A 25,580-nucleotide genomic window follows, 5' to 3' on the forward strand; every position below is an offset into this window, starting at 1 on the left:
GTAATGAGTAATGAGTAATAGATAATAAGTCACTATGACTAATCTCCGTTGTCTTTATGCCTCCAGCTTCCTGCTTCCTGCTTCCAGCCCTCTTTTTTCTATTCTTTAACTAACAATTGGTCTTTACCTTCAATACTATCTTTAATGTAATCCAGTCTGCCACTCCGTAGGAGTCTAAACAATCCATTTGAAATTCTGTAGTTTATCCTTTGAGTTCTTTAGACTCTAATAAATGTGGCTAGATTCCTACGGAATGACATAATCGGAACTATTAAATCTCACGATATAAAACTTATCATTCTTAAATCGGATCCCCCCAACTTATAATTCATAATTGACTTTCTCCTAGCCCCGATAGTAATGGTTACCCCGCAGCTTGGATTGGCGAGTGGGTGGGTCTGAGCGTGGGAGCGTGCAGGCGCGAGGAGTATAAATGGATAGCGGGATACAGCTCCTCTTATTACCCATTACTCATTACCCATCCATTTATCTATATTACTCTGAAATCATTAGTTAACTTTTATTCAAATAGCGGGGATTTTTTATTTTTTAATTCGAAAATTGTGTAACTTAGTAATATCAAATGATTACGAATCTAAAGATATATACTATGAAAAAACATTTATTCCCTTTATTTTTACTGCTATTAGGTGTGAATGCACAAGCTCAACAGGATTTCTTTGCGATTACAGGAAAAGAGAGTCAGAGTATTACTTTCAATGATTTCCGTGCAATTGATGGGATTAACGGTACTTCAGGAGAGAAGTATTTTACAGCAGATTCTGCAGCCAAAGTATTTTCCCAAACAAGAAAAGGTGTTGTAGCAGAAGATAAAAATTCTTACAATCATTCTCAAGCCGTAACATTAGCTGCTCTTGCCTATGATTCTTCGAATAATAATCTGGTATACATGCCTATGTTTTCTTCGAATATTTATGTTTTGAATCCAAAGACAAAAGAAATTACCTTAGTGGAAAATAATGTGGCAAGAGTATCATCATGTGATATTAATTCTCATATTACAAGAATGGCAACTGGATATAACGGAAATATTTATGCTGTAAATAATGCAGGAACACAGTTTTTAGAAATCAGAAAAGAAGCCGGACAATACAATGTAAATGATCTAGGAATCATTAAAGACGATCCTTCAAATGGCAGAAATTCATTTACTGCAATGGAAACCGGTTTTGGAGGTGATATGATTGCTGATGCAGATAATAACTTCTATGTTTTTGCAGCTTCAGGAAATGTTTTCAAAGTTGTGACTAAAGATCTGAAAGCTAAATTTATCGGTAAAATTGCAGGTATTCCTGATAACTATTCAGTCAATGGTTCTGCTGTAAACGCTCAAGGAAAAGTTGTTGTAGCTAGTGCAAAAGGAGGTGCTTTATACGAGGTTGATCTGACAACTTTACAGGCTAAACAACTTCCGGGAGAACAAGGACTTCATATTTATGATTTAGCAAGTAAATATTTTGCTAATGATAAATCTTCAACAGTAAATACTCTGGCTGCTAATCTTGATATTTATCCGACAAGAGTTGATGAACACTATATCAACGTTCATGTTAATAACAATGTAAAAGGTTCCATTAAACTGAACATTTTTGATATGGCAGGCAAAAGTGTCATGACTCAGAACTTATCTGTGAAAGAGGGTTCATTAGATGAAAAGGTATATCTTAAAGGATTGGTAACAGGAGCTTATATTGTAAATATTGCTGACGAATCTGGAAAGATTATATTCAATAAAAAGATTTTAGTAACAAGATAATAGAGTGCTATAAATCAGCATATAAAGACCTTTTCAAATTATTTTGAGAGGGTTTTTTAATGATTATTTGATATCCAATAAGTTTTATTTTTCGATATTAAAATGTACTTTTATAAAAAAATATAGATGAAACTATACTTTAATGTAGGATATATTGTAAATGCTGGAGAAAACCTGCAGCTGGTATTTGGTGAAGAGGAAAATACCTTACATATCCATACTATGTTTTATGCGGAGAATGGCTTATGGAAATGTGAAGTAGACTACTTTTCAAAATTCATTTCCTATCATTATCGGGTAGTGAACGAAAAAGGAAATGTATTAAGGGAAGAATTCGTGGGACATCATTTGAGTTTTCCACATAATTATAAGGAATTTATCATTTTTGATGAATGGAATAACAAAAACTTTCCTGAGAATTATTTAAACAATAAAATCCTTTACAATAAACTGCATGATTTTGTTCCCGATAAAGTAACCGTTTTAAAAAAACATACCCATCTCTTTAGAATAGAAGCTCCTATTTATAATCCGGATTGGAGGATTGTTCTTTTCGGGAGTACAGCATCTTTAGGAAACTGGAGCTACGAAAAAGTGGTTCATTTGAATCAAACAGATTTTGGAATGTGGGAAGTTTCCGTTGAAATTCCGGAGAATGAATTTATCCAATTTAAATATTGTATTTACGATACTAAAGAAAATAGCGTTATAGACGTAGAAACCGGAGAAAACAGATTCACGGTAGCTAACCAATTATCTGATGTTTTGCAGGTTGTTTCCAATCATTATTTCAGGTTTAAAGGATATCAGATGTATCATGATGCCGGTGTAGCAATTCCCGTATTCTCTTTGAGAAGCGAAGACGGATTTGGAGTGGGAGAATTTACAGATATTAAAAAACTGGCAGATTGGACCAAGGAAACTAATCTTGGAATTATTCAGATTCTTCCGATCAATGATACAACGGCTAACTATTCCTGGACAGATTCTTATCCTTATGCAGCTGTATCAGTATATGCTTTGCATCCACAGTATATCTCTTTAGAAAGCCTTGATTATTCTTTACCGAAAGAATTAGTTAAAGAGTATCTATCTGAAAAAGAGAAGTTAAACTCTTTGGATCTGATTGATTATGAAAAGGTGATAGAGGGCAAGTGGAAATATCTTACCGCTGTTTTCAACAAGGAAAAAGATAAAATTTATAAAGACAGAAATTTCAAGAAATTCATCAAGGATAATGAATATTGGCTTGTTCCTTATTCTGCGTTCTGTGTTTTGAGAGACAAATATAAAACACCTAATTTCAATGATTGGAAGACTCATAAAAAGTATATTGCAGGAAAGATCTTACAGTTTTTTACAACGAAAAATAAAGATTACGATACCTCAATGCTTCATGCCTGGGTACAATATCAATTGCATGTACAGCTGAAAGATGCTGTTGATTATGCCCATAACCTGGGAGTTTCGTTGAAGGGAGATCTTCCCATTGGTATTTACAGATATTCTGTAGAAGCCTGGACAGAACCGGAATTATTCGGTATGGATTTCCAGGCTGGTGCACCTCCTGACCAGTTTACGGAACTGGGCCAAAACTGGGAGTTCCCAACATACAATTGGGAAGCGATGAAAGCAGACGATTACAAATGGTGGAAAAACAGATTCAAAGCACTTGAACAGTATTTTGATGCCATGAGAATTGACCATATTTTAGGGTTCTTCAGAATATGGAGAATGCCAATTTCTGCTATACAGGGAATTTTAGGGTACTTTTATCCGGCTGTTCCTATTGTAGCGGATGAATTTAAAGCCTGGCAGATTCCGTTCAATTTTGACAGGTACTGTAAACCTTTTATCAACAATAAGATCTTATGGGATTATTTTGGGGAAGAAAGCGGAAAAGCTCTTGAGTTTATGAACCGTAATGAAAATGGTACTTATACTTTCAAAGAAGAATTTGATACTCAAAGAAAACTCGTTAACTTCTTTAGGAAAAAGCCACATGGTTCTATTGAAGAAAAATTAGTTTCCTTGTGCGCCAATGTTTTGTTTTTAACGGAGGAAAGAAATGGAAAAACAGTTTATCACCCGAGATTCAATGTTTACAATACGGAATCTTATCAATACCTTCCTGAATCAGAGCAGAAAAGTATTTATGATCTGTACCATGATTATTTCTTCAGAAGACAGGATCACTTATGGTTTGAAAAGGCTATGGAGAAACTTCCGGTTATCCTGAATGCTACTAAAATGCTGATCTGCGGTGAAGACCTGGGAATGGTTCCTGCCTGCGTACCCATTGTGATGGATGAATTGGCTATTATAGCCCTTAAAGTACAAAGAATGCCTTCTGAAAATATTCCATTCTATAATCCTAAGAATGCCAATTATATGAATGTGGTGACAGCTTCTTCTCACGACAGTTCAACATTGAGACAGTGGTGGAAAGAAGATCCTGTATTGACACAGAAATATTACAACCAACAGCTGATACAGTACGGAAAAGCTCCTGAAGATCTCAATCCTCATCTTGCAGAAATCATTATGAAGCAGCATTTATATAATGAGGCTATGCTGGCTATTTTCCCGATTCAGGAGTTTCTGGCCACAGATGCAGAGCTTACCAATAAGAAAATGGATAACGAAAGAATCAACAATCCTGCAGTTTTTCCACATTATTGGCGCTACAGAATGCATATAAAACTTGAAGACCTTAAAGAGCAGAAATCTTTCAACAATAAAATTGCTCACTGGGTAAAAGATAGTGGAAGGGTGTAAATTTAACAATTGATTATCAGTTTGTTATGAATAATTTAAAAGAAGTTTGATCTTATGATTTAACTTCTTTTTTTTATTTGTATCAAAAAGATAGAATTAAGATATTCTGCTATATATTAACCAATTAACGACTATAGAGATGAAAAAAATATTTTTGGGATTAGCTTTTGGGTTAGGCGTTTTAACGTCAGCGCAGCAGTATCCGAATAATGGTTGGGATGATGATGGTTATTATCAGAATGATGGAGGTTATTACAGTGATCAAGATGATAGGAATTATTTCCCTGACGATTATTATTACAATTATCCTCAGGACTATTATCCAAGTAATTATTACCAAAGCTATTATAACGACTACAGAGGAAGTATTATTAATATAGACTGGAACGGATTTTTCGTACAGAACAGATTAAACAGATGGCAGGTAGATCAGATTATGAGATTAAATAATCTGTATGCAAGTTTTACAGCATGGAATAATTTTTACAGATATAATCCGGACAGATGGTATTATGACAGGTTTTATGCTTTAGAAAGAATCTTAGGACCAAGAGTATTTGTAGTTTTCCAGAATAACTATTACAGAGGATCCAGTCCGATAGTGTATTTTCAGAATTACAGAAGAACTTATTATGTACCGAGATATACTGTAATGCCAAGATATAGAAATATTAATATCAATATTTACAGGGTAGACCGATCAAGATTCCGCAGAATGGATAATCCTACTTTTGATATCATCAGAAGAGACAGCAGACCAGATAACGGTTTCAGAAACACACGAAACAATGGAAACTCAGGAGGTTTCCGTGGAAATAACGGAAATAATAATTCCGGTTTCAGAAATGATAGTAATGGTGGTTTCAGAAATAGCAATGAAGGCGGCTTTAGAGGGAATTCTGATAATGGAGGAAACAGAGGAAATTCCGATAACGGAGGCTTCAGAAATAATAATGGAGGCGGTTTCAGAGGAAACAGTGAAGTAAGAAGAGAAGCTCCTAAAAGAGAAGATAATGGCGGATTCAGAGGAAATAATGGAGGTTTCAGACAAAAATCTGAAAATTCTGCACCAAGACAAGAAAATCGTGGTAATAGCGGTGGCGGTTTTAGAGGCAGTTTAGTAAGGAATTAATTTTCATATATTATATTTAAGTGGTGTGAAGGGCAGGTTTTTATAATCTGTCCTTTTTTTATTGTTTTGTTAGTTTATTTTTATTAAAATTTAACATTATTTATGAATTTATCAATTTAACTTGTATTTTAATTAATAATCAAAAAGATATAATAACAAAATAACAATTAATTAAATTTTAAAAAGATGAAAAAATTAGTTTTAGCAATAGCATTTATCGGAATGGGAGGTTTTGCAATGGCACAACAGACTACAACTCCACAAGACAGACAGGCCAGAGCGGTTGAAATGAAGCAGAAAATGGAACAGAAACAGCAGGAACGTTTAGACCAAATGCAAAAAGACCTTAATCTTAACCCATCTCAGGTAGCTCAGATAAAGGCACTTCAGGATAGAAGAAAAGCTGAAATGAAGGCGGAGTTCGACAAAAATAAAGTAGACAGACAAGCTAAGATGCAGGAAATGCAGGCCAAAAGAGCACAAATGGATACTGATATGAAAAAAATCCTTACTCCTGATCAATATGATAAATGGCAGGCTGACAGAAAAGCTAAAGCAGAAAAAATGAAAATGGCAATGAAAGAAAGAAGAATGATGAAAAAGCCAATGAATACGGGAACTGCTGAAGTAAAATAACAGTTTGTAATTTTAGTTTTTTAATGTGTTAAGGATGGATCGTTTTCCATCCTTTTTGTATTAATTTTCTTTAAAACTTTTGATTTCGGGCTTTTATTCCCTATTTTTGACTATAAATTTAATACTTATGGTTAGCGAAAAAATTGCAAAATTAATTAACGAACAAATTGCCCACGAACAATACGCCGCTCAATATTATCTTTCAATGTCTGCATGGTTTTCTGGAAAAGATCTGGATGGAATTGCCAACTATTTCAGAGTACAGAGCAAAGAAGAATTGATGCATGCAGATAAAATGTTTGATTATTTGAATGATGTAGGAGGTGAAATTATCATCGGAGAAATTCCAAAACCACCCCATGAGTTCGAAAATGCAACAGATATTTTTGAAAAAGCATTAGCACATGAGAAAATCGTAACTAAAAGTATTTTCAATATTGTAAAAAATGCAAACGAAGAGGGAGATTTTGCAACAACATCATTTCTACAATGGTTTATCAACGAACAGGTAGAAGAAGAAGCAAGTGCTTCTCAATACGTAACAAAAATCAAAATGGTATGCGATAATCCATCTGCATTATACCTTTTTGATCAGGAATTGTCTCAGAGAGTATTTACTCCCGATACAACCGCTTAAGATTGAAAATTCTTTAAAATATAAAACCGTTATCTTCAAGGATAGCGGTTTTTTTATGGTAGGATAACAAAATAGTTATGGCTTGTACTTTTGCCTTTGCATTCTCACCGCAGAAATAAAAATTACGGCTCCCAATACAAAGCTTAGAAACAATGAGTTTACAATATTTTCAGTAGGCAAATAGTAATGACCATCTTCAACAGGCGGATCTAAACAATCAATAATATTGTAAGTGACCACTGTAGAAAACAACATCATGATCAGACTTATTAAAAAGGAAGTTAAATATATTCTCATGGTTAGTTAGTTGTAATCAAAATATAATCAAAGACTATATTTTATTCGTACTGAATAAAAATAATAAAACCTTTTATATTTTGAAGTGTTTTTTACAAGAATTATGATATTAACCTTTTGGGGATGTTTAAATTATAGGCTTTTATAGATAAATAATCTGGGTCTTGAGAACTTTTTTACCCAGACGCTCAAGAATATTTTTATATCCTTCTACCTGTGCTTCATCCTTTGCTTTTTGTTCACCGGTTTTGAAATCAACAATGATATAGCCTTCTTCATCCTTTAGAATACGGTCTGGCCTGAATATATGGCTTTCTCCTCTTTCAGAAATCATGATATCTTTTTCATTGATTACTTCCCATTTTTCATCAAAGAATTCTGCATAGGTTCTGACAATTTCCTGTAGCGTAAGCTGTATCTCATTTTTTTCCTCCAGTGTAATCTGCCCTTCCAACGCATATCCGTCCAATACTTTCACTATATCTTTTTCGGTATTGATTTTCGATAAAAGTTCATGCACAAAAAGTCCGATTCTTACCTTTTCATTTCGTACCTGATAGTTTTTTGAAGGTGTTGCAATCTTGATAGAAGTACTTTTTTCATTAACGTTCTTCAGATTCTCAATATTCTGGGTTTTGAAGGAGGAACTCTTCTCTTTTGAGTATTTCCTCAGCATCTCAGAATTTACGGCATACACGTCAAACTCATCAGCCTGTTCTGTATTTTTTGTTTGAAGGAATTCCAAAAGCTCCAGATTATTAGAAGTCTTATTGGCCTTTTGAAGATAAAAAAACAATTGTTCAACAGGTCTTGTTGTCGCAACATATTGAAGACATAATCTGTCAATCAGGTTTTTATAAGAGTTTTTAGTATTGAAAAACAGAATTTCATCATCATAAGCTTCCAGATTTTTGCTGAACTGATTGATATTCACTGATTTTAATGCTTCACTTTCATTCGTATCAAACCAGTTGGTAAATTCACTGTCACGGTTTTTATTCATCATAGGAATAAAAACAATGGGAAATTCCAGACCTTTAGACTTGTGAATGGTCATGATTTGGATGGCATCAATGTTTTCTGAAGCCTGTATAGTGTATGACGAAGCTTCTTCATCCCAATATTTCAAAAACTCTTTGGTACTGGCTCCTGCATTCTGCGTGAAGTTGAAAAGCATTTCCAGAAAGTTCAGTAAAAAGTCTGTTTCTTTGTTTTCAACAGAAAATTCGTTGATATAATATTCAATGAAATTATAAAGATTGAATCTCGGGAAGTTGTCCTGTTTAAGCTGTAGTGAATATTTTTGCTTAATAAACTGCAGAATTTCTTCATGTCCTTCAATATCCAGAATTTCTTTCATTCCTAAAGTGAAATCCGGCATATCAATTTTTCCCAATGTATTCAGATGATACATCATCATGATCAGACAATGTTTATTCTTAGAATTGAGTTCCCAGCGAAGAAATTCAATAACCGCTTTTAAGGTATTGGAAAGTTCCAGCGTAAGCCCTTTATCTGAAATCGTTTTAATATTCGTTTCTTCTCCTTTATACTTAACCTTTAAGCTTCCCAGCTTTTGAGAATAACTGAAAATATCAAAATTTCCACGACAAAGAATCGTAATGTCAGAAAACTTGAAACCATTATCCAGACATTCCTGGATATCCTTCTGCATTCTTTCTGAAGTATCAGTGTAAAATTCTTCATTCGTAAGATTTTCAATCAGATTTACCTTTACACGTCCATCCATTTTAGACTTTGGATTTTGCTCTGCATCTGCTCCGAAAATATTTTTATGCTCTTCCAGTAGCCCTTCCGAATGAAAACGGTACAACTCATTGTTGAATTGTACAATGTTTCTGGCACTTCTCCAGTTATCTTTTAATACCAGAAGATCTGCTTCCTTAGGTGAAAACTCCTTTTTGTTGATAATGTCCAGCATCAATTTACTTTCTCCACCACGGAATCTGTAAATACTCTGCTTGGGATCACCTACCAATGTAAATGAAGTGTATTCCGTAGAAACACTGTGATCTCTCAGCGGTACAAAATTCTGCCACTGCAGTTCTGACGTATCCTGAAACTCATCAAAGAAATAATGCTGAAACTGTGAACCTACTTTTTCATAAATAAAAGCCGAAGGTTCATTTTTAAGATTTTCATTGATCAGAATATTGAATTTAGAAAGAAGAACAAGATCATTTTCTTCCTCAATCTTTTGGAGCTCATCCTGAATATCTTTATTTACCTTTAAAGGAAGAAGAGCAGATAAAACTTTCTCTTTCTTTTGGGTCTCGATGTACAGAAGAATAAGTTTCATTCTGTTGTCGAGAAGCTGATCAAGGATTTCGAAAATTTCAGCTTCTTTATGTTTCGATTTTGAAGATGCTCCTTTTCTATAATTGTTGATAACAGATTCTTCCTGAGTTGTAGGAAAAGGAAAACCAGCTCTTTTCTGTTGATAAAAATCTATAACCTTAGTAAAGAAGCCTCCGATTCCGTTTTTACCCTGAGCAAAATCTTCAATATCAATATTTCTTGATTTGAATAATTCAATAGAACCGGCAGCCAGTTCTGCAGACTGTTTTTTATTGAGAACAATCTCTTTACGAAGTGTATTCTTTATATTCTCATAATTGGCATCGTCAAAACTTTTATTGCTTTTCAGATGTTCGTAGTGAATATCCTTTACAAATTCCTTCGCAGAATCATAAAGATTTTTATTAAGATTAATCCTTTCGTTATTTTCAAGACTATAATCTACATAATCCATGAAAGAATTGGAGATGTTTTCATTCTCACCAATCTGATCCAGCATTTTATCAACAGCTTCTATCAGAAACGGCTCAGCTTCAATTTCAAGATTAAAATTTTTCGCCAGTCCCAATTCATAAGAAAAACTTCTTACCAATCTTGAGTTAAAACGGTCAATCGTTCCGATATTCAGTGTGGAATAATTGTGGAGAACGTAATCCAGTAGTTTTTTAGAACGGTGATGAAGCTCATCAATGGTAATTTTCAAACCTTGTTCTTCAAATGCTTTCTGGATATTTTTAAGATCTGTATTTTCAGTATATTCTTTAGCTGAGAAATTTCCCAGCCAGGATAAAATTCTTTCCTTCATCTCATTCGCTGCCTTATTGGTGAAAGTCAGTGCGAGAATATTCCTGATCGACTGCTGTTGATTAGGATAGCGGAGACAGATCATCAGAAGTCTTTGTACCAGGGCATATGTTTTCCCAGATCCGGCAGAAGCATTGATGACTGTGTAAGAATTTTGCATTGTTGAAAGAGAATTGAGACTGCAAGTTAGCTAAAATTTAAAAGAAATTTTAACAATTTAATTAGCCGATTTAACAGTTTAGAAGGTAAAAATTAAAAAGAAATATTAAAACGCGTTAACTGTGGTTAAACTTATGGGATAAATTAAAAATAATTTTAGCTTTGCTTTATAAAAAATAGCCCGTGAAACTTAAACTATTCTTTTTCTTATCCTTTATTCTTTTTATCCAAACCCATGCCCAAAGCTATATATTTGGTAAGATCATTTCTGAAAATGGTGCTGAAATGCAGGATGTGAATGTCGTAAATATCAGAACTGACGAAATAGTGGTTTCAAACCGGGATGGCCATTTTATGATTTCCGGAAGACAGGGAGATGAACTACGGTTTATAAAAGCGGGTTATGAGCGTCTCACAAAAAGAGTTTCTCAGGAAAATACCCAGTCTCCTATGAATATAAGTATGGTTCGCCAAACTATTCAGATTCCTGAAGTGGAAGTAAAACAAGGGCTTACCGGAAACCTTAAAATTGATTCAAAACTTTACAATAAACCGAAGAAGGTTGAAAAACTGATCAAAGAAATGGATCAGTACATTGCTCAGAAATCAGATCCGAGAATATTGGCAGCAAGACCCGGGGAATTTGTACAGCCGAAAGGAGAGGGGTTTTTTATAGGAAAAGTTAAAAATAAATGGGATGATGTAGATTTAATGAAGTACATCAGAGCAAGCCTTGGTGATGATTATTTTACCAATCTTAAAATAGAGAAACCTCTGATAGACCATTTTATTTATTACGTTTTTGCTGGCGGCTTTGAAAGGAAAAAGATTCTGAAGTATGGATTTTGCAGTGATGCGGATCTGAACAGGTTTCAACGTTTTGTCCTGACAAGAATTTCATCTTATCGTGCTCCACAAACTCAAAGATAATATGGGAATAATATATATCAAAAGAGTTTTATTATTTGTGCTTTTTTGTATCGCTTCGGAATTTTGGGGACAACAAAAAATATCAGGGAAGGTAATAACAGGAGATGAACTGGATTTAGCACCTGTACTCGTTGTTAATATCTCCGGAAATAGAAGTGTACTAAGTGATATGTCCGGGCGATTTGAAATCGAAGCCAAAGAAAATGACGAGATCAGATTTGTAAAAGAAGGATATTATCGTGTTGATAAAAAAATGACCAAAGAAGAGATCAATGCTCCGTTCAATATTATTCTGAAGAAAATAGAAATTCAAATTCCTGAGGTTAAAATTAAGTATAAACCTACCGGAAATCTGGCAAAAGATAATCAGCACTATAATGAATCCAGAAAACTTCAGGCTTTAAAATCAGATATGGAGGATTATATGAGAAGTCCACTGAATCAGCCCTTACCCAATAATGCCATATCAAAAACTTTTACAGGACATGATTTTAATGTAGGCCAGGTAAATCTGTTTGGCGTATTTAATGCTGTATCAGGTTTGGTAAAGAAGGCAACACAACCTAAAATTACCAAAGCGAATTACAATGAAACTCAGGATTTTCTGAAGAGAGTAAGGAATGAAGTGAACCTGAATTTCCTGAAAAAGTACGGAATGGATGAAGAACAGATTGATGCATTTCTTTTGTATGCTGATAAAACGCGTTCATTAGCGAAAAGATATCGAAAAGATTTTAGTGTCAGTGTTGTTGAATATGAACTTAAAATTGCCTTCGGGGAATATAGTAAAACCCATAAATTAGAAGGAACTCAAGAATAATATATAAATTAAAAGTTGGCTTATACTACTGAAAATATTGAAATATTAAAACAAAGAAAAATCTTTCTTTTCCTGCTGCTTCTTTGCAGTACTTTTGTTTTTTCCCAACAGAAAGTAACGGGACGAATAGTGGATGACAATGGCGAAAATCTGAGTAAAGTGATAGTAATTAACATGTCTACTGATAAGAAAGTATATTCTGATTCTGAAGGTATATTTTCTATTGAAGCCAATCCTAACGATGAATTGAGATTTGTAAAAGAAGAGTTCAACAGAGTCTCCAGAAGAGTTCTTATCAATGGTAATAATTTACCTCTGTTTATTACACTTCGCCAGATTCCGAGAGATGTTGGTGAAGTAAAAATTGTAAAAAAACTCACCGGAGATCTGGAAACAGATTCCCGGATAGTAGCCAAAGTAGATAAAGGAGAGCAGGTAAGAGATGCCGTTGGTCTTCCGCAGCCGGTAGGCAAAATGAGAGAAAAGCCGGCAGAAGTGAAAAGTGTTCTTCTACCCATACTTTTAGGAAACCTCAATGTTCAGGGAGTATATGATCTGATCAGCGGGAAGGCCAGAAGGCAGAAAAGGCAATACAGATATGATGATCTTCAGGAACATATCGCATGGGTTCGGGACAGAATAGATGATGAATATTTTATCAAAGCCGGAATTCCTGGTGACAGAATTTCAGAATTTATTCAGTTTTCATTTCTGGCAAAACCTCAGGTCCGAACTTATGTAAAAGCAAGAAATCTTTCCGGTGTTATGCTGAGGCTGGAAGAAACAGCTCCTCTTTTTATAGAGAGAATGCAGCAAAATCAAAAGTAATTTGAATGTTAATAAATTCTTAAAATATTGGAACAGAAATTGATACAGTATGATGTAACAATCCAAATTCACAAATTTTATGAATAAAAACATTTTTGCAGTAGCTATTGCAGCATTAGGTTTTGTCATTGGCCTCGGGTTTTTAGGAAATGCTATTAAAAACAGAAATAAATCTGAAAATACCATTTCTGTAACTGGGTTAGGAACCAAGCAGTTTACATCAGATCTGATCACCTGGTCCGGAAGTTTTTCCAAAAATAATGTAGACCTCAAATCTGCCTATGATGAACTGGCAATGGATAGAAAAGTAATCAATGACTATCTGCTTTCAAAAGGAATACAACAGAAGGAGATCGTATTTTCTTCGGTAGACATTCAGAAACAGTTCAGAAGTTATAATGATTCAAACGGAAACTATGTTCAGGGAGAATTCTCAGGATATAATCTTACACAAAAGGTTTCTATTGAAAGTAAAGAAGTGGGAAAAATAGAAAACCTATCCAGAAATATTACTGAAATTATCAACCGAGGAATTGAATTCACTTCTTCTTCACCAGCTTATTTCTATACCAAACTAGCTACAGTAAAACAGGAAATGATTGCCGGTGCTACAAAAGATGCAAAAGAACGAGCTGAAAAAATTGCGGAAAACTCGGGAAGCAGTCTGGGAAATCTGAAAAAAGCAACCATGGGTGTGATTCAGATTACGGCACCCAATTCCAATGAAGATTATTCTTATGGTGGAACTTTCAATACTTCATCCAAAGAAAAAGAAGCCAGTATTACCATCAAACTGGAGTATGAAGTAAATTAACAGAAAAGTTATCTAATGAACTTTATTAAACTACAAAAGTCACAAAAGGATTCATTTTAAAACACTTTTGTCCAGAAAAAAACTTGAGTATTTAAAACTTTTGTGGTAAAAAAATAGAAAAGAAAAACGCCGGAATAGCTTTCCGGCGTTTTATATTTTAAGCATAAATAACCTTATGAATTTCCTTTTTAGCTTCCTCTACATTTTCAGGGGTGTAGTTAGCAAGCAGCCATAAGTTCAAGGATTTTTTTCCTTCACCATAGCTAGGCTGTACATGAGTGGTATCAATCAAGCTGAAATTATTTCTCTGATAAAAAGAATAACGTCTTGAAGCATCTTCACTCAATTCTGCCGGCTCAATTTCCAGGATAATATTCGGATAATTTTCAGATAAATGATTCATAATATGAGAACCCAGCTTTTTACTTCTGAATGCTTCAAACACTTCAAAATGCTCTACAAAAACAAAAGAACTCAGCTTCCAAAGGATGAGGTAGCCTATAGCTTCCGATTCGTGGATGACAGACATGAATTCTACATAAGGATTTGAAAATAAACTTTCAAACTGATCTTTATCTCTTTGTTCGTCTACAGGAAAAGTCGTAGTGTAAGAAGTATAGATTTCCTGAACTCTATGATCTTCTGCAGAAGTAATCGGTAAAAATTCCATAATTTATAAATCAAAGACACTAGGTCTTCTGGTGATGAAAATATCTTTAATCCAAAGGGTGAATGCCAGTCCTAAGTAGATCAGAAAGAAAAAACCAGCCGTTGCAAAAGTAGAATAAATGAAGAAAATTCTCAATTTAGAAACTGGAATTCCCAACTTGGCACCTGTTCTTGTCAGTACACCAAACCACTCTCTTTCCATTTTATGACGGATATTACTAAGCATTTCCGGATTGTTATTTTAAAGTTAAATCTAATACTCAAAGTTAAGAATTTTTTTTGACAAAGCTTTTTGAATGATATAGCCTCTTCAGATCAGGTTATTCTTTTAAAAGTTTAAATCCGATAGCACAGGATAAACAGTTTTTCGGCTCACAGCAGGTTTTATGATGATAAATAAGACTTTGACTTTCCAGCGCATTGGTAACCTTTACTCCAAGTGTTTTCCAGCTTGTAATAATGGTGTTTTTCTCTCCGGAAACAGTTTTGTAAAGCTCAATAATGTGGTCTGCAATATCTTCCTGATGATATCTGTGATAGGCATACTGTAAAGGGATTACCGTGTTTACAATGAGTAGATCTATAAAATCTTTGCTCAATGTTTTAGGCTGTACTTTAGAAATACTCCCGAAATTAAAATGAAAATCCCAGTACTCAGAGGCTTTTATAGATTTAAAAATGGAGTAGAGTTGTTCTGCGCTTCTCGCTTCCATAATTTTTGAGAACAAATTCTGATGTTGGTAAAGGGCTGCTAATTGAGATAAACGAATGGTAGGAAAATTGGGAGGTCTTAATCTTAAAAACTTAGGATGGAGTTTTAAATCAGGAATGGAAAATTTGGCTTTAATGAAATCGAATTCTCTTTTCCATATTTTCATCTGCCCGTCTTGTGGTTTCTCAAGCCATCCTGAAATTCCAAATAACAAAGCTTCAAGCTGAAGAGGATTCTGACGGATTTTATTGATAATACTGTAATCTATACTTTCTGCAATCTGCCGGAAAATTGAAGCATTTACTTTTAAACCGAATGAGTAAGCAAAACTGTGAAATAAAACAGCCTCAAAATTATTTTTGTAAAGATCTAAATTCTGTTCAAGCTCTGAAGATTTTTCATCCAGTTTTTTCAGGATACTTTCTTCATGAAAATTGACAGGTACTTTTTTCGGATCAAAAATCTTTTCGCAGGCAATAAATTGGTCTCCATTAATGAGCTTTTCATACTTCCAGACAATATTTTTATCAATATAATTGTGCAGTTCCAATGTTGGAACCTGCTTTTCTGTAAGTTCACGAATTTCTATGTCGTGTTGAAATACCACATGAAGAATGATATTCTGATAATTGGGATCTTGGGAATGATTATGGAAAATCCAGTCTGAAGAGCGTACATGCAGTTCTATATTTCCTGCGAGAAGTAAGCCGTTGATTTTGATTTTGGCATCAAGAAAATCGGGTCCTGCGTTTTTATTCCATTTTCCGAAATGGATGATCTCAACGGAATTTCCTTCAATATCCTTGAAGTTAAAATGTTTGAAAATCTTATAGTTCCAAAGATATTGAAGTAGTTTTTCCGTCATAAGTGTGACGTAAATATAATAGAAATATTATACTTTCGTCAGCTCCTTATTAAAATTTTCTATGGTTGTTCTATACATATACAAAAATGAAGATTATATATAACGGAATTGAATTTTATAGTTGTTTTTTTTCTTCTTATGATAAAGAACTATTTTGATGTATTCAATCAAATATTCCAATAAAAAAATGCCGAGTGTTTATATGAATTCTTATAAAAATATAAGTATTTACTAATTAGGTATTTATAATCTGTTCATTTGCAAGGTAATAAGATGAGAAAATAATGTGTTTTTTGCTCTATGGTTATTTTTTTCAAAAAATGGATTTTAAAAATATTTATATATTAACACTCTTAATTTTAATGAATTAAGTGAAAGCTATTTTCTAATACAGATTGATCTTTGCCCTAATAATTCTTAAAAAGGATTTTTATGATAAATAGGATAGGGTTAATTGCAAAAGTCATTATAGCTTACTTTAATAAAATAAAAAAATGGAAATGAAATAGGGTATTTCCTATTCCCCCAAAAGAATAAAAAACACACAATCTCAAAAACACATTATAATGAAAAAAACTAAATTATTAATGCTCATGGCATTAGCATTCTTTCTGTTTGGATGTAGAACAGAACTTTCTGATAATTTTGACTCCCATATTTCCCAATCTGATTACAGAAAAACAGTCAAGCTTAAAGAAGCTTTAGCTTTCAAAAACTACCTTACAGAAGCTAAAAGTAATTCCTCACAGGTTTACAATAAAAATGCAGATTTCTTGTCTGCCTTATCTGATGAAAGTATAGTAACCGTTATAGTACAGAATAATGTCACCTCCTACAGTACAGTAGTGAGGCATTTAGACCGATCCTCAGATGTTTTAGTGTATAGTATTGATAATGAAAATAAAAGTATAGGATTTACTGCAAAATATACTCCCGAAGACAGAACTAAAAACTATCAGATTGATAATTTTACAGGAACAGTAGAATTTACAGCGCTGGATGGGAGGCCAATGGGAGTGAAAGAACTCTCTAATGGAGCACCGCTTCCTGATAAGGTAGCAGCATCAAAGAATTCTATGAATAAAGCAGGTTGCTCTTTTAGCATCAGACTTATTGAGGTAGAATGTAATGGTGAACATCACAGTCCCAGCCAAATAGCCCAATGTACAGCAAGTCAGAAACCTTATTATATTGTAGAAATTACAGAAGTATGTTCAGGAGGAGGGCAGCCTCCTAAAGGATTTCCCAATATGGGAACATATGACGGTGGAGGTAGTAGCACAGGAGGTGGTACTACCAATGAAATGACAATTCAGGACAGTTTTAATTATATGTTAGGTGAAGCAGGATTTCCTGAACTTACAGCAGATGAATACACATATATTCAGAATAACCAATATATTGGAGGACAGCTGCTTTCTTATTTTTATAATAATCTGGGCCCCAATAATATACAATTTTCACATTGGGTCATTAGCTATTTTAAGAACAATCCACTATCTGGCTCACCATCAGTAGTATGGCGCCAATTTCAAGATTGGTTTTTAACAGACATTCCAAATGATTTTTTACAACAAGTTGTTTTGGAAAACCCTACAACTATTCTCAATTATGAATCTTTACAATCCCCTTCTTTCAAAATGAGAAAAATTGATCAGTTAAAATATCCTAAGTTTACTACTATTATTAAAAATTTAAAAACAGAAATACAAAACAATCCAACTACTTTAAATAGACTTGTACAATTGACTGGATTAACAGAACAACAAGTATTAGAAAGTTTAACATTTGGACAGGGTCCTACAATAAAACTTATACCTAATTTAATGGGACCTTCAGGACCAAATTATGGAAATTTCGATCATACTAATCCAACAAATATAAATATAAATCTTAATTTTGTTTTGGGTCTAGAACAAGCATCATTAAGTACAACAAGACATGCAACAGCATTTTTATTAGCAGTAACGGTCTTGCATGAATTCGTCCATTTTGGCAATTATATTTCTGGCTATGATCCGAATGGCAATGAAATGGGCAATTTATTTGAAATATCAATTTACGGTATTATTGTTACCCACCTTAATGCTGGTAATTATATTATCCAATTAAAATAAGCACATATATGAAAATTACAATCATTTTTTTATTATTAAGTTTATTGACAGGATGTCAAAAAGAAAAAACGGATAGAGCTACACTTTTAAATAATACTATTGAAACCTTTAGAAATGAACTCCCTAAAAAAATAGTTTTTTATAGAGATAAAAATAACTTAGATAGTAAAAATACCCCAAAGTATGCTTTTTCAGAAGCACAGGAATTATTACATAAGAAAGACGAAACATTTTATAGTTTAAATATACTGGAACAAAAAAACTATATAAGCATAAATATCCTTAGCTATAAATCAGGGAGGAATTTGTCTTGTAAATATGATAAAAAGGGAAAACTTATCTCAAAAAGCATTGTTGAAACAAAGTTGGAACCATCTAAACCCTATTATATTTACTATGAAATTATGAAAAGAAAATATCCGGATTATATGAACTGGAAATTATTTCCAATCCCTCTGGATAGTTTAAAATAATAGAATAGAAAGGTTTCTGATACATTTAAAATATTTAGACCATACCTTAAAAGATAATCCCTCGTGAAGCTATTCGCGAGGGATTAATATTTATAATTTTTGCTATTGCTATATAACTTTTATTCTTGATTTCATATCATTCGAATATAACAGAAATATTATACTTTCGTCAGCTCCTTATTAAAATTTTCTATGGTTGTTCTATACATTTTCTCATAGATAGGAAGAATGTTTTTCAAATCGAATTTTATTGCCTGATCTTTCGCATTTTGCTTCATTTTGGCTAAAAGTTCATCATTGCTCAACAGCTTGATCGTATAGTTGCTCATAGCCTCTACATTTCCGATTTCAGCAAGATATCCTGTTTCTCCCTGAATATTTACCTCAGGAATTCCTCCTGCATTGGAACTGATAACCGGCGTATAAGCTGCCATAGCTTCCAAAGCTGCAAGACCAAAACTTTCCTGTTCAGAAGGCAGAAGAAATACATCCGAAAGCTGCAAGATTTTATAAAGATCATTTACCTTTCCTAAAAGACGGATTTTGGAAATAAGATCAGGGTTTTCTTCCAGAAACTGATTCACTTTTTCCATGTCAGGCCCTTCACCAATGATGATCAGCTTAGATTTAACTTTTCTTTCCACATTCTTAAAAATCTGTAGCACTTCATCTACACGTTTTACAGGACGAAGGTTGGATACGTGGATCAGAATCTTTTCATCTGGATTGGCAAACTGGGTTCTCTGGCACTCAGAGCAGTCGTCAAATTCAGAATTATCAATAAAATTGGTAATCACCTGAATTTCTTTTTTGATATTGAAAAACTGAAGGGTATCTTTTTTCAGACTTTCAGAAACTGAAGTAATAGCATCAGACTGATTGATCGAAAATTCTACTGCATGCTTATAGCTTGGGTGCTGGCCTACAAGGGTAATATCTGTACCATGCAATGTAGTGACCAACGGAATGTCATTATTGTCTTCCTTCAGCATTTGTTTTGCTGTAAAAGCAGCGTATGCATAAGGAATGGCATAATGTGCGTGTAGAAGATCCAGCTTATAAAGATTAACAACCCTGTAGATCATCGAGCTTAATGCAATATCATAAGGCTGATACTGGAAAAGCGGATAAGTCTGAACATTTACCCTGTGAAAGAAAATATTCGGGTTGGTGATATCTAATCTTGCAGGAAGTGCAGAACTGATGAAATGTACTTCATATCCTTTATTAGCAAGAGACATTCCTAATTCTGTCGCTACAATTCCGCTTCCTCCATAGGTGGGATAGCAAAGTATGCCTATTTTCATTAGATTATTGTTGTTTTAATTTTGTATTATTTGGTGTTTGTTGAGGTTGTCACATTTAGATCTAGACCCATTCCAGGCTTCAGCTGATCATTAACCAATACAGGAAGTCTTCCCCATATCTTTGTTTTTCCGTTGAAAGCATCTGCTGTTGCATTCATCGAATCATCATTGTTTTCATAAGAAACAAGAACTGTTGAAACTTTTGAAATATCAATATCCTTTAATGCATAAGCACTTCCGAAGACATTCAGAATGACATTTTGATTTTTGGTAAGACCAGAAAGTACTTTTTTAGATTCTGCAGAGATTTTATATGGCTTATAAGCTGTTGAATTATCCTTATGGAAACCTACGATAACTGTAGAACCGGCAGGGATCGTATTAATTTCTCCCGCTTTTTTAATAATTGTATTATTTCCTAATCTGTTAGCGAAAGTCTGGTAAGGAGCTTCTTCAAGAGGAATATAATAAACCTGTTTTCCCGTAAGAGGTAATAATTTCTTTTCATCCTTTAATAAAGTCAAGGCGTTGGAGTAAAGGCTCTGTACCAATTGGGTATGAGAACTATTATTCAGGTCAGCATTGATGTTTTCCGGATTTTTGGGAGTATATTGGGTTAAGCCAAGAAAATATTTTGTTAATAAGATTTTTTTCACACTTTCCTCTACTCTGGATTGTGAAATTTCTCCCTTATCAATAGCTTTCTGGATCAGTTTTTTACCTTCATAAACGCCTTGTGAGAAAAGCATAATATCATTTCCTGCTTTAAAGGCCATGGCATCCAGTTCACCTGGTTGATATTTATTGGCTACAGCGCCCATATTTAATGCATCAGTGATGATTAAACCTTTATAACCCAGCTTATCTTTCAGTAATCCTGTAATGATATTTTTTGAAACAGAAGCCGGAATTCCTTTTTCAGATTCTAAGCTTGGAACATATAGGTGGGCAACCATTACCCCTCCGATTCCTTTATTCATTAATGCCTTGAATGGTGCCAATTCTACGGTGTTAAGTCTGTCAATATTGTGAGAAACTACAGGAAGATCAAGGTGAGAATCTGTGCTGGTATCTCCGTGACCCGGGAAGTGTTTTATGGCTGCTAAGATATTATTATCCTGAAGACCGTTAGAGTAGGATAGGGCAGAGGAGATTACATTACTCACTTCAGATCCGAAACTTCTGTTGCCAATAATCGGATTATCAGGATTGGTATTGACATCCACTACAGGTGCAAAATCCCAGTTGATGCCCATTCTTTTGCAGTCCTCTGCAATTTTCGCAGCCATCTGATACACCAGATTTTTATTCTGAATAGCGCCTAATGTCATGGCCCATGGAAATTTGTGAGCGGTGGCAATTCTCTGGTAAATTCCCCATTCTGCATCCATCCCGATCATCAAAGGAACTTTTGATTTTTGCTGAAATTCATTGACAAGATTGATTTCTTTTGCTGCATCATCCTGCATTAAAATCAGACCGCCTATTTTATCATTCGTAACAATATTTCTTACCTGGCTGATATACTCTTCTCCTCTATTGGTATATAATGCCACAATAAAAAGCTGTCCTAGTTTTTCATCCTGAGAAAGATTTTTATATGTTTTATCAACCCATTCCTGAGCTTTTTTTACATCTTCCTTAGAAGCATTTTTTGGCTGATACTGGGCTTTCACCTTAGGGCTTATCAATGCGACAATAAAGAGTGAAGTATATAATAATTTCTTCATGACTTTTTTGAATAAGAACAAAAATACAATTAAAAAAGTGAGGAAAACAAAGTTTTTGAGATTTTTGGTATATGATTTGAATACGCAATATAAATAATAACTAAACTTTACTAAAAATGAAAAAAATACTTCTCTTCTTATTCCTGGGTGCTGTAGGTTTTACTGCTTATAGCTGTGATAATAGTGATGATGTGGTAGTACAAGGTCAGGATAATGATACATATTCAACAGCTTATGATATTATCCCGAAATTTAATAAACAGGATAGCTATACTTATCATTTTGATGACGCATTTAAAAGTCCTTTACTTGAATCTGATGTAGTTCTGATTTATTTACAGACAGGTCTTACCAATAATAATTCTCCAATCTGGAAATTACTTACTTATACAGAATATCCTAATAACGGCGCTGATAAAGTTGAATACTCATACGACTTCAGTAAGTTTGATATAGGAATTGATGTGAGATCAACTACTGGAGTTAACCTTGATAATAATCCAGTATATTACACTAACAAAAAATTCAGAGTAGTAATTGTTCCTGCAAAAACAGGTACATCTAATAAGAGCGCAGCAGCACCTACAGTTGATTATTCAGACTACAATAGCGTAATTAAGTATTACAATATTGACGAGTCTAAAATCAAGACTAAATAATTTAGAAATATCTTTTCAGTTTTTTATAATTAAAAAAGTCCCGGGAGAAATATCTTCCGGGGCTTTTGATTTTTTTGTAGTAATTGGTTAGCAACCTCCTCTAAAACCACATGGTAGATCTGGGTCTGGCGTAGTAACTCTAGGTGGTACTACATGAGATGGATCAAATGGTTTTTTTATTATTTTTATTCCTGCCAGAAACATTTCGAATTTACTTTGGAGTACTTGGTCAGAAATTTCAGGTAAGAAATATACTAATAAAGAATTTTTATTTTCAAGGGTAGAAAAATTGAAAATAAATGTTTTTGGCTTATGATAAGGTTGATATGGTATTTCAGCCTTTTGCCTTTTATAATAATTGGGAGAATTTAACGCATTTGCTATTACAGGTCTCTTAGCACAAGGATCAGCTCCAGGTATTTCTGAAGATGATTTTAGCTCTAATGCCACTGTTGGAAATGCCTGGCTCTTGTCAATTTTATAGGAATCCTTCTCGTCACTGTGATAAGAAGCATGTTTAAGTTCAAATATATAATCACTAATGTATGTTTTTAAAGTAATTTCATAAGTTGCATTAGCTTCAAACGGAAACTCTATTGCAATTGCAGAAGAGATTGGGTCATTAGTTATCCTACTTTGTCCATACATATTTAAGACTGTTTTTGGTCTATTTTCAGAGTTAAATCTAATTCCTTTCCAAAGAAATCCATCTGTTCTTGGCATTCCATATCCGCGAATTCTGTACCCAAAAAATGTAAGCGGATTTGGCCCAAATGCAGCCGTTGACTTATAAATATTGTCGATACTATATCCAGTTTCAAATGTACATCCTCCTCCGTCTGGTTGACCAAGAGGTTTATTTAAATCCAAATCCATTAAAGTAATTTCGCCTCCATTTAAGGCTAACATTTTATTTGATACAGATGGTAAAGCTTCTTTTAAGTTTAAATTTTGTTCTTCATCTTGGGTATAAAGCATGTCATTGCTAGTTGCACAGCCAATTAAAAATAGAGAAGAAATGACGAATAGTGTTTTTTTCATAAAATTATAATTTCATCGCAAAGATAAAATTTTATAAAAAACACACTAATTGGTGAATTGTTATAGAAATGGAATGTTTTGTTAATTTCAGTAATTAAAAAGCTCCAAAAAATATATTTTTTGGAGCTTTTTAATATTTACTTTATAAAATTAGTTATCATTGTCATCAAGAAGATGTCCAAAGAAATCTTTTTTTGTCTGCAGGTATCCTTTGCTTATTTCATTCGCAGGAATCTGTAAGGGTACTCTTGAATTAAGGTGAATATTGCTGTCTACAACATATTTTACCTTTTCAGGGTTATTGGTGAGAAGGTTGATATCTTTTATATCCAATAGATTCAGAATTTCAATGGCAACGCCAAAATTTCTGTCATCTGCGGGAAGCCCCAGTTCAAGATTAGCCTGTACAGTGTCCAGACCTTTTTCCTGTAGTGAGTATGCCTTCAGTTTATTGATGATCCCGATATTTCTTCCTTCCTGACGAAGGTAGATGATAATTCCACCGTTTTCATGGATATATTTCATTGCAGCATCCAATTGTTGGCCGCATTCACATTTTTTTGAATGGAAAACTTCTCCGGTAATACATTCTGAATGGAAACGAACATTGACCGGTTTTGAGAAATCTGTATTTTCTGCAACAATAGCCATATGAGGCATCCAGTCGTTTTCGTTTTCGGAGAAAGCTATCATTCGGAAAGTGCCGTGTTCTGTGGGAACATTGGCTTCCGCCTGAATTTTAATCATTGATAGTTCAATTAGTTTTTAACTTCCTGGCAAAGTATCTTCAATAACAGAAATATTAGTTTTTAAGCGCACCAGATATCTGTTAAGAACTTCATCGTCGTCTCTGTCAAGATTTTGCCTTAGCTTTTGAATTTTTTTGTATGATTTTTCGAAGCTTTTAAGGGCTCTGCTCTTTCCCGCAGAATTGCTGGCATCAATAGCATATAAATAATTCTGAAGGCTGTATTTCAAGCTGGTAATCTCATCATTTAATCCGTTGTTTTTAAACTTGGGAAAAGTAGAGATCATATTTGAAATTTCAGAAGCATTTACATTCTGTTTGATATTGATATTGAAATTCTTCTTTGAGCTTCTGTCTGAATCAGACCCTTTAGCATCACTATAAAAATTATTTGACAACGGAGAAAGATTAAGCTTTTCCGTTGCGCAGGAAGATGTTAATATGATAAGTACTCCAAAGAAAAATAGTCGTTTCATTTCTGTTGCCCTTTTTGATAAAGGATTGGGTTAAGACTTTCATCGTTGTACATTTTCATTTGTTTGTACACTTTCATCTTAACGTTACCGTTCTCAATATCAGTAAGCAACTGATCTATAGAAGTTGATAGGTCTTCTTTCTGAGTAAGCAGAACATCCAGTTTAGCCTGGCAGTTGTTTCTGTGTTCTTCAGAAGCGGATTCTCTATTAGCTTCTAACGACATATGATAAACCTTTAATGCAAGAATTGATAGCCTGTCTACTGCCCAAGCGGGAGTTTCCGTATTTATTTTTGCTTCAGGTTTAGGAGTTATATTTTCAAACTTATTAAGAAACCAGCCGTCAATATACTCTACCAGATCAGTTCTTTTCTGATTGGAGGCGTCTATTGTTCTCTTCAGTTGAAGAGCTTCTGCCGGATCAATATTTTCATCTCTAATTATATCTTCCAAATGCCATTGAACGGTATCAATCCAGTTCTTTGCATACAAAATCCGTTCCAAACTATCTTTTTCGAACGGGTTATTAATTAGAGTGTTAACGTCATCAGACACGTGATAGTCTTCAATAGCTTGATTGAAGACTTTCCATGCAGTCTCAGTAAATTTCATTAATTCTAAGGAATTTTAGTTGCTAGAAGAATTATTATTGTTGTTTGAAGAAGATTTATTTTCAGAACCTGGTTTGTCTTCTTCTTTTACTGCATCTTTAAATTCTTTGATTCCTGAACCTACTCCTCTCATTAATTCCGGAATTTTCTTTCCTCCAAAAAGTAATACCAAAAGTATTGCTACGATAAGGATGTGCTGCCAAGATAAGGCAAGTATTGTTAGTGTATTCATCTCTTAAAAT

At 33.8% G+C, this 25,580-nt stretch carries 24 protein-coding genes; 12 read left to right on the forward strand and 12 right to left on the reverse strand.

Annotation, left to right across the window (positions count from 1 at the left end):
- The first annotated feature begins 610 nt into the window (after window positions 1–610).
- The 5 genes from REB14_RS11765 to REB14_RS11785 all read left to right on the forward strand — a co-directional run bounded on the left by REB14_RS11765 (window position 611) and on the right by REB14_RS11785 (window position 6,960).
- Window positions 611–1,777 (forward strand): T9SS type A sorting domain-containing protein, encoded by a 1,167-nt coding sequence (locus REB14_RS11765; RefSeq protein ID WP_309522280.1) that lies wholly within the window; start codon window positions 611–613, stop codon window positions 1,775–1,777.
- Between the two features lie 126 nt (window positions 1,778–1,903).
- On the forward strand, window positions 1,904–4,555 hold the full coding sequence (locus tag REB14_RS11770; protein ID WP_309522281.1) for a 4-alpha-glucanotransferase: 2,652 nt from the start codon (window positions 1,904–1,906) through the stop codon (window positions 4,553–4,555).
- A gap of 139 nt (window positions 4,556–4,694) precedes the next feature.
- Window positions 4,695–5,687 (forward strand): hypothetical protein, encoded by a 993-nt coding sequence (locus REB14_RS11775; RefSeq protein ID WP_079240302.1) that lies wholly within the window; start codon window positions 4,695–4,697, stop codon window positions 5,685–5,687.
- Window positions 5,688–5,873: 186 nt separating this feature from the next.
- A complete protein-coding gene (locus REB14_RS11780; RefSeq protein WP_079240303.1) occupies window positions 5,874–6,323 on the forward strand; it encodes a hypothetical protein in 450 nt (149 codons plus the stop codon).
- 127 nt (window positions 6,324–6,450) lie between these two features.
- Window positions 6,451–6,960: a ferritin gene (locus REB14_RS11785; RefSeq protein ID WP_002981834.1), complete on the forward strand. Its 510-nt coding sequence runs from the start codon at window positions 6,451–6,453 to the stop codon at window positions 6,958–6,960.
- Between the two features lie 75 nt (window positions 6,961–7,035).
- On the opposite strand, the gene REB14_RS11790 is transcribed toward REB14_RS11785, so the two are convergent.
- Window positions 7,036–7,257, reverse strand: a complete 222-nt coding sequence (locus REB14_RS11790; protein WP_145953195.1) for a hypothetical protein — start codon at window positions 7,255–7,257, stop codon at window positions 7,036–7,038.
- Window positions 7,258–7,399: 142 nt separating this feature from the next.
- Complete coding sequence (locus REB14_RS11795) at window positions 7,400–10,540, reverse strand: UvrD-helicase domain-containing protein (protein ID WP_309522282.1); 3,141 nt, start codon at window positions 10,538–10,540, stop codon at window positions 7,400–7,402.
- Window positions 10,541–10,722: 182 nt separating this feature from the next.
- Between REB14_RS11795 and REB14_RS11800 the strand changes: the two genes are divergently transcribed.
- The 4 genes from REB14_RS11800 (at window position 10,723) to REB14_RS11815 (ending at window position 13,931) form a co-directional block, all read left to right on the forward strand.
- Window positions 10,723–11,469, forward strand: coding sequence for a hypothetical protein (locus REB14_RS11800; RefSeq protein WP_034695688.1), 747 nt, complete (start codon window positions 10,723–10,725; stop codon window positions 11,467–11,469).
- 1 nt (window position 11,470) lies between these two features.
- A complete protein-coding gene (locus REB14_RS11805) occupies window positions 11,471–12,289 on the forward strand; it encodes a hypothetical protein (protein ID WP_309522283.1) in 819 nt (272 codons plus the stop codon).
- 15 nt (window positions 12,290–12,304) lie between these two features.
- Complete coding sequence (locus REB14_RS11810; RefSeq protein WP_238594348.1) at window positions 12,305–13,117, forward strand: carboxypeptidase-like regulatory domain-containing protein; 813 nt, start codon at window positions 12,305–12,307, stop codon at window positions 13,115–13,117.
- A gap of 79 nt (window positions 13,118–13,196) precedes the next feature.
- Entirely contained in the window at window positions 13,197–13,931 is a 735-nt protein-coding gene (locus tag REB14_RS11815; protein WP_079240306.1) for an SIMPL domain-containing protein, read from the forward strand.
- Between the two features lie 157 nt (window positions 13,932–14,088).
- Here REB14_RS11815 and REB14_RS11820 read toward each other — a convergent pair whose 3' ends face one another.
- The 3 genes from REB14_RS11820 to REB14_RS11830 all read right to left on the reverse strand — a co-directional run bounded on the left by REB14_RS11820 (window position 14,089) and on the right by REB14_RS11830 (window position 16,177).
- A complete protein-coding gene (locus REB14_RS11820) occupies window positions 14,089–14,601 on the reverse strand; it encodes a GNAT family N-acetyltransferase (RefSeq protein WP_079240307.1) in 513 nt (170 codons plus the stop codon).
- A gap of 3 nt (window positions 14,602–14,604) precedes the next feature.
- Complete coding sequence (locus tag REB14_RS11825) at window positions 14,605–14,826, reverse strand: PspC family transcriptional regulator (protein ID WP_034695702.1); 222 nt, start codon at window positions 14,824–14,826, stop codon at window positions 14,605–14,607.
- Window positions 14,827–14,920: 94 nt separating this feature from the next.
- The gene (locus REB14_RS11830) at window positions 14,921–16,177 is read right to left on the reverse strand and encodes a DUF2851 family protein (protein WP_309522284.1); all 1,257 of its coding nucleotides are present in this window, start codon (window positions 16,175–16,177) and stop codon (window positions 14,921–14,923) included.
- A 566-nt stretch (window positions 16,178–16,743) separates the two neighbouring features.
- Here REB14_RS11830 and REB14_RS11835 point away from each other — a divergent pair.
- Both REB14_RS11835 and REB14_RS11840 read left to right on the forward strand, forming a co-directional pair.
- Window positions 16,744–18,294 (forward strand): hypothetical protein, encoded by a 1,551-nt coding sequence (locus REB14_RS11835; RefSeq protein WP_309522285.1) that lies wholly within the window; start codon window positions 16,744–16,746, stop codon window positions 18,292–18,294.
- An 8-nt stretch (window positions 18,295–18,302) separates the two neighbouring features.
- Window positions 18,303–18,767 carry a hypothetical protein gene (locus REB14_RS11840; RefSeq protein WP_079240310.1) on the forward strand — a complete coding sequence of 155 codons (465 nt, stop codon included), beginning with the start codon at window positions 18,303–18,305 and terminating at the stop codon, window positions 18,765–18,767.
- A 158-nt stretch (window positions 18,768–18,925) separates the two neighbouring features.
- On the opposite strand, the gene bshA is transcribed toward REB14_RS11840, so the two are convergent.
- Both bshA and REB14_RS11850 read right to left on the reverse strand, forming a co-directional pair.
- On the reverse strand, window positions 18,926–20,074 hold the full coding sequence (bshA, locus tag REB14_RS11845) for an N-acetyl-alpha-D-glucosaminyl L-malate synthase BshA (protein ID WP_034695707.1): 1,149 nt from the start codon (window positions 20,072–20,074) through the stop codon (window positions 18,926–18,928).
- Window positions 20,075–20,100: 26 nt separating this feature from the next.
- Window positions 20,101–21,804: a glycoside hydrolase family 3 protein gene (locus tag REB14_RS11850; protein WP_309522286.1), complete on the reverse strand. Its 1,704-nt coding sequence runs from the start codon at window positions 21,802–21,804 to the stop codon at window positions 20,101–20,103.
- Between the two features lie 116 nt (window positions 21,805–21,920).
- On the opposite strand from REB14_RS11850, the gene REB14_RS11855 reads away from it, so the two are divergent.
- Window positions 21,921–22,463, forward strand: a complete 543-nt coding sequence (locus tag REB14_RS11855; protein WP_309522287.1) for a hypothetical protein — start codon at window positions 21,921–21,923, stop codon at window positions 22,461–22,463.
- 87 nt (window positions 22,464–22,550) lie between these two features.
- Here the strand turns inward: REB14_RS11855 and REB14_RS11860 are convergent, their stop codons facing one another.
- The 5 genes from REB14_RS11860 to REB14_RS11880 form a co-directional block, all read right to left on the reverse strand.
- Window positions 22,551–23,504, reverse strand: a complete 954-nt coding sequence (locus REB14_RS11860; RefSeq protein WP_079240314.1) for a hypothetical protein — start codon at window positions 23,502–23,504, stop codon at window positions 22,551–22,553.
- Between the two features lie 150 nt (window positions 23,505–23,654).
- Window positions 23,655–24,251 carry a GTP cyclohydrolase II gene (gene ribA, locus REB14_RS11865; protein ID WP_079240315.1) on the reverse strand — a complete coding sequence of 199 codons (597 nt, stop codon included), beginning with the start codon at window positions 24,249–24,251 and terminating at the stop codon, window positions 23,655–23,657.
- An 18-nt stretch (window positions 24,252–24,269) separates the two neighbouring features.
- Window positions 24,270–24,728, reverse strand: a complete 459-nt coding sequence (locus tag REB14_RS11870; protein ID WP_079240316.1) for a hypothetical protein — start codon at window positions 24,726–24,728, stop codon at window positions 24,270–24,272.
- The gene (locus REB14_RS11875) at window positions 24,725–25,339 is read right to left on the reverse strand and encodes a DUF4254 domain-containing protein (RefSeq protein ID WP_034695722.1); all 615 of its coding nucleotides are present in this window, start codon (window positions 25,337–25,339) and stop codon (window positions 24,725–24,727) included. The genes REB14_RS11870 and REB14_RS11875 overlap by 4 nt, the downstream gene beginning before the upstream one ends.
- A gap of 15 nt (window positions 25,340–25,354) precedes the next feature.
- Window positions 25,355–25,570 carry a twin-arginine translocase TatA/TatE family subunit gene (locus tag REB14_RS11880; protein ID WP_034695724.1) on the reverse strand — a complete coding sequence of 72 codons (216 nt, stop codon included), beginning with the start codon at window positions 25,568–25,570 and terminating at the stop codon, window positions 25,355–25,357.
- Window positions 25,571–25,580 lie beyond the last annotated feature (10 nt).

The sequence above is a fragment of the Chryseobacterium metallicongregator genome (genome assembly GCF_031324065.1).
GTDB classification, from domain to species: Bacteria; Bacteroidota; Bacteroidia; order Flavobacteriales; family Weeksellaceae; genus Chryseobacterium; species Chryseobacterium metallicongregator.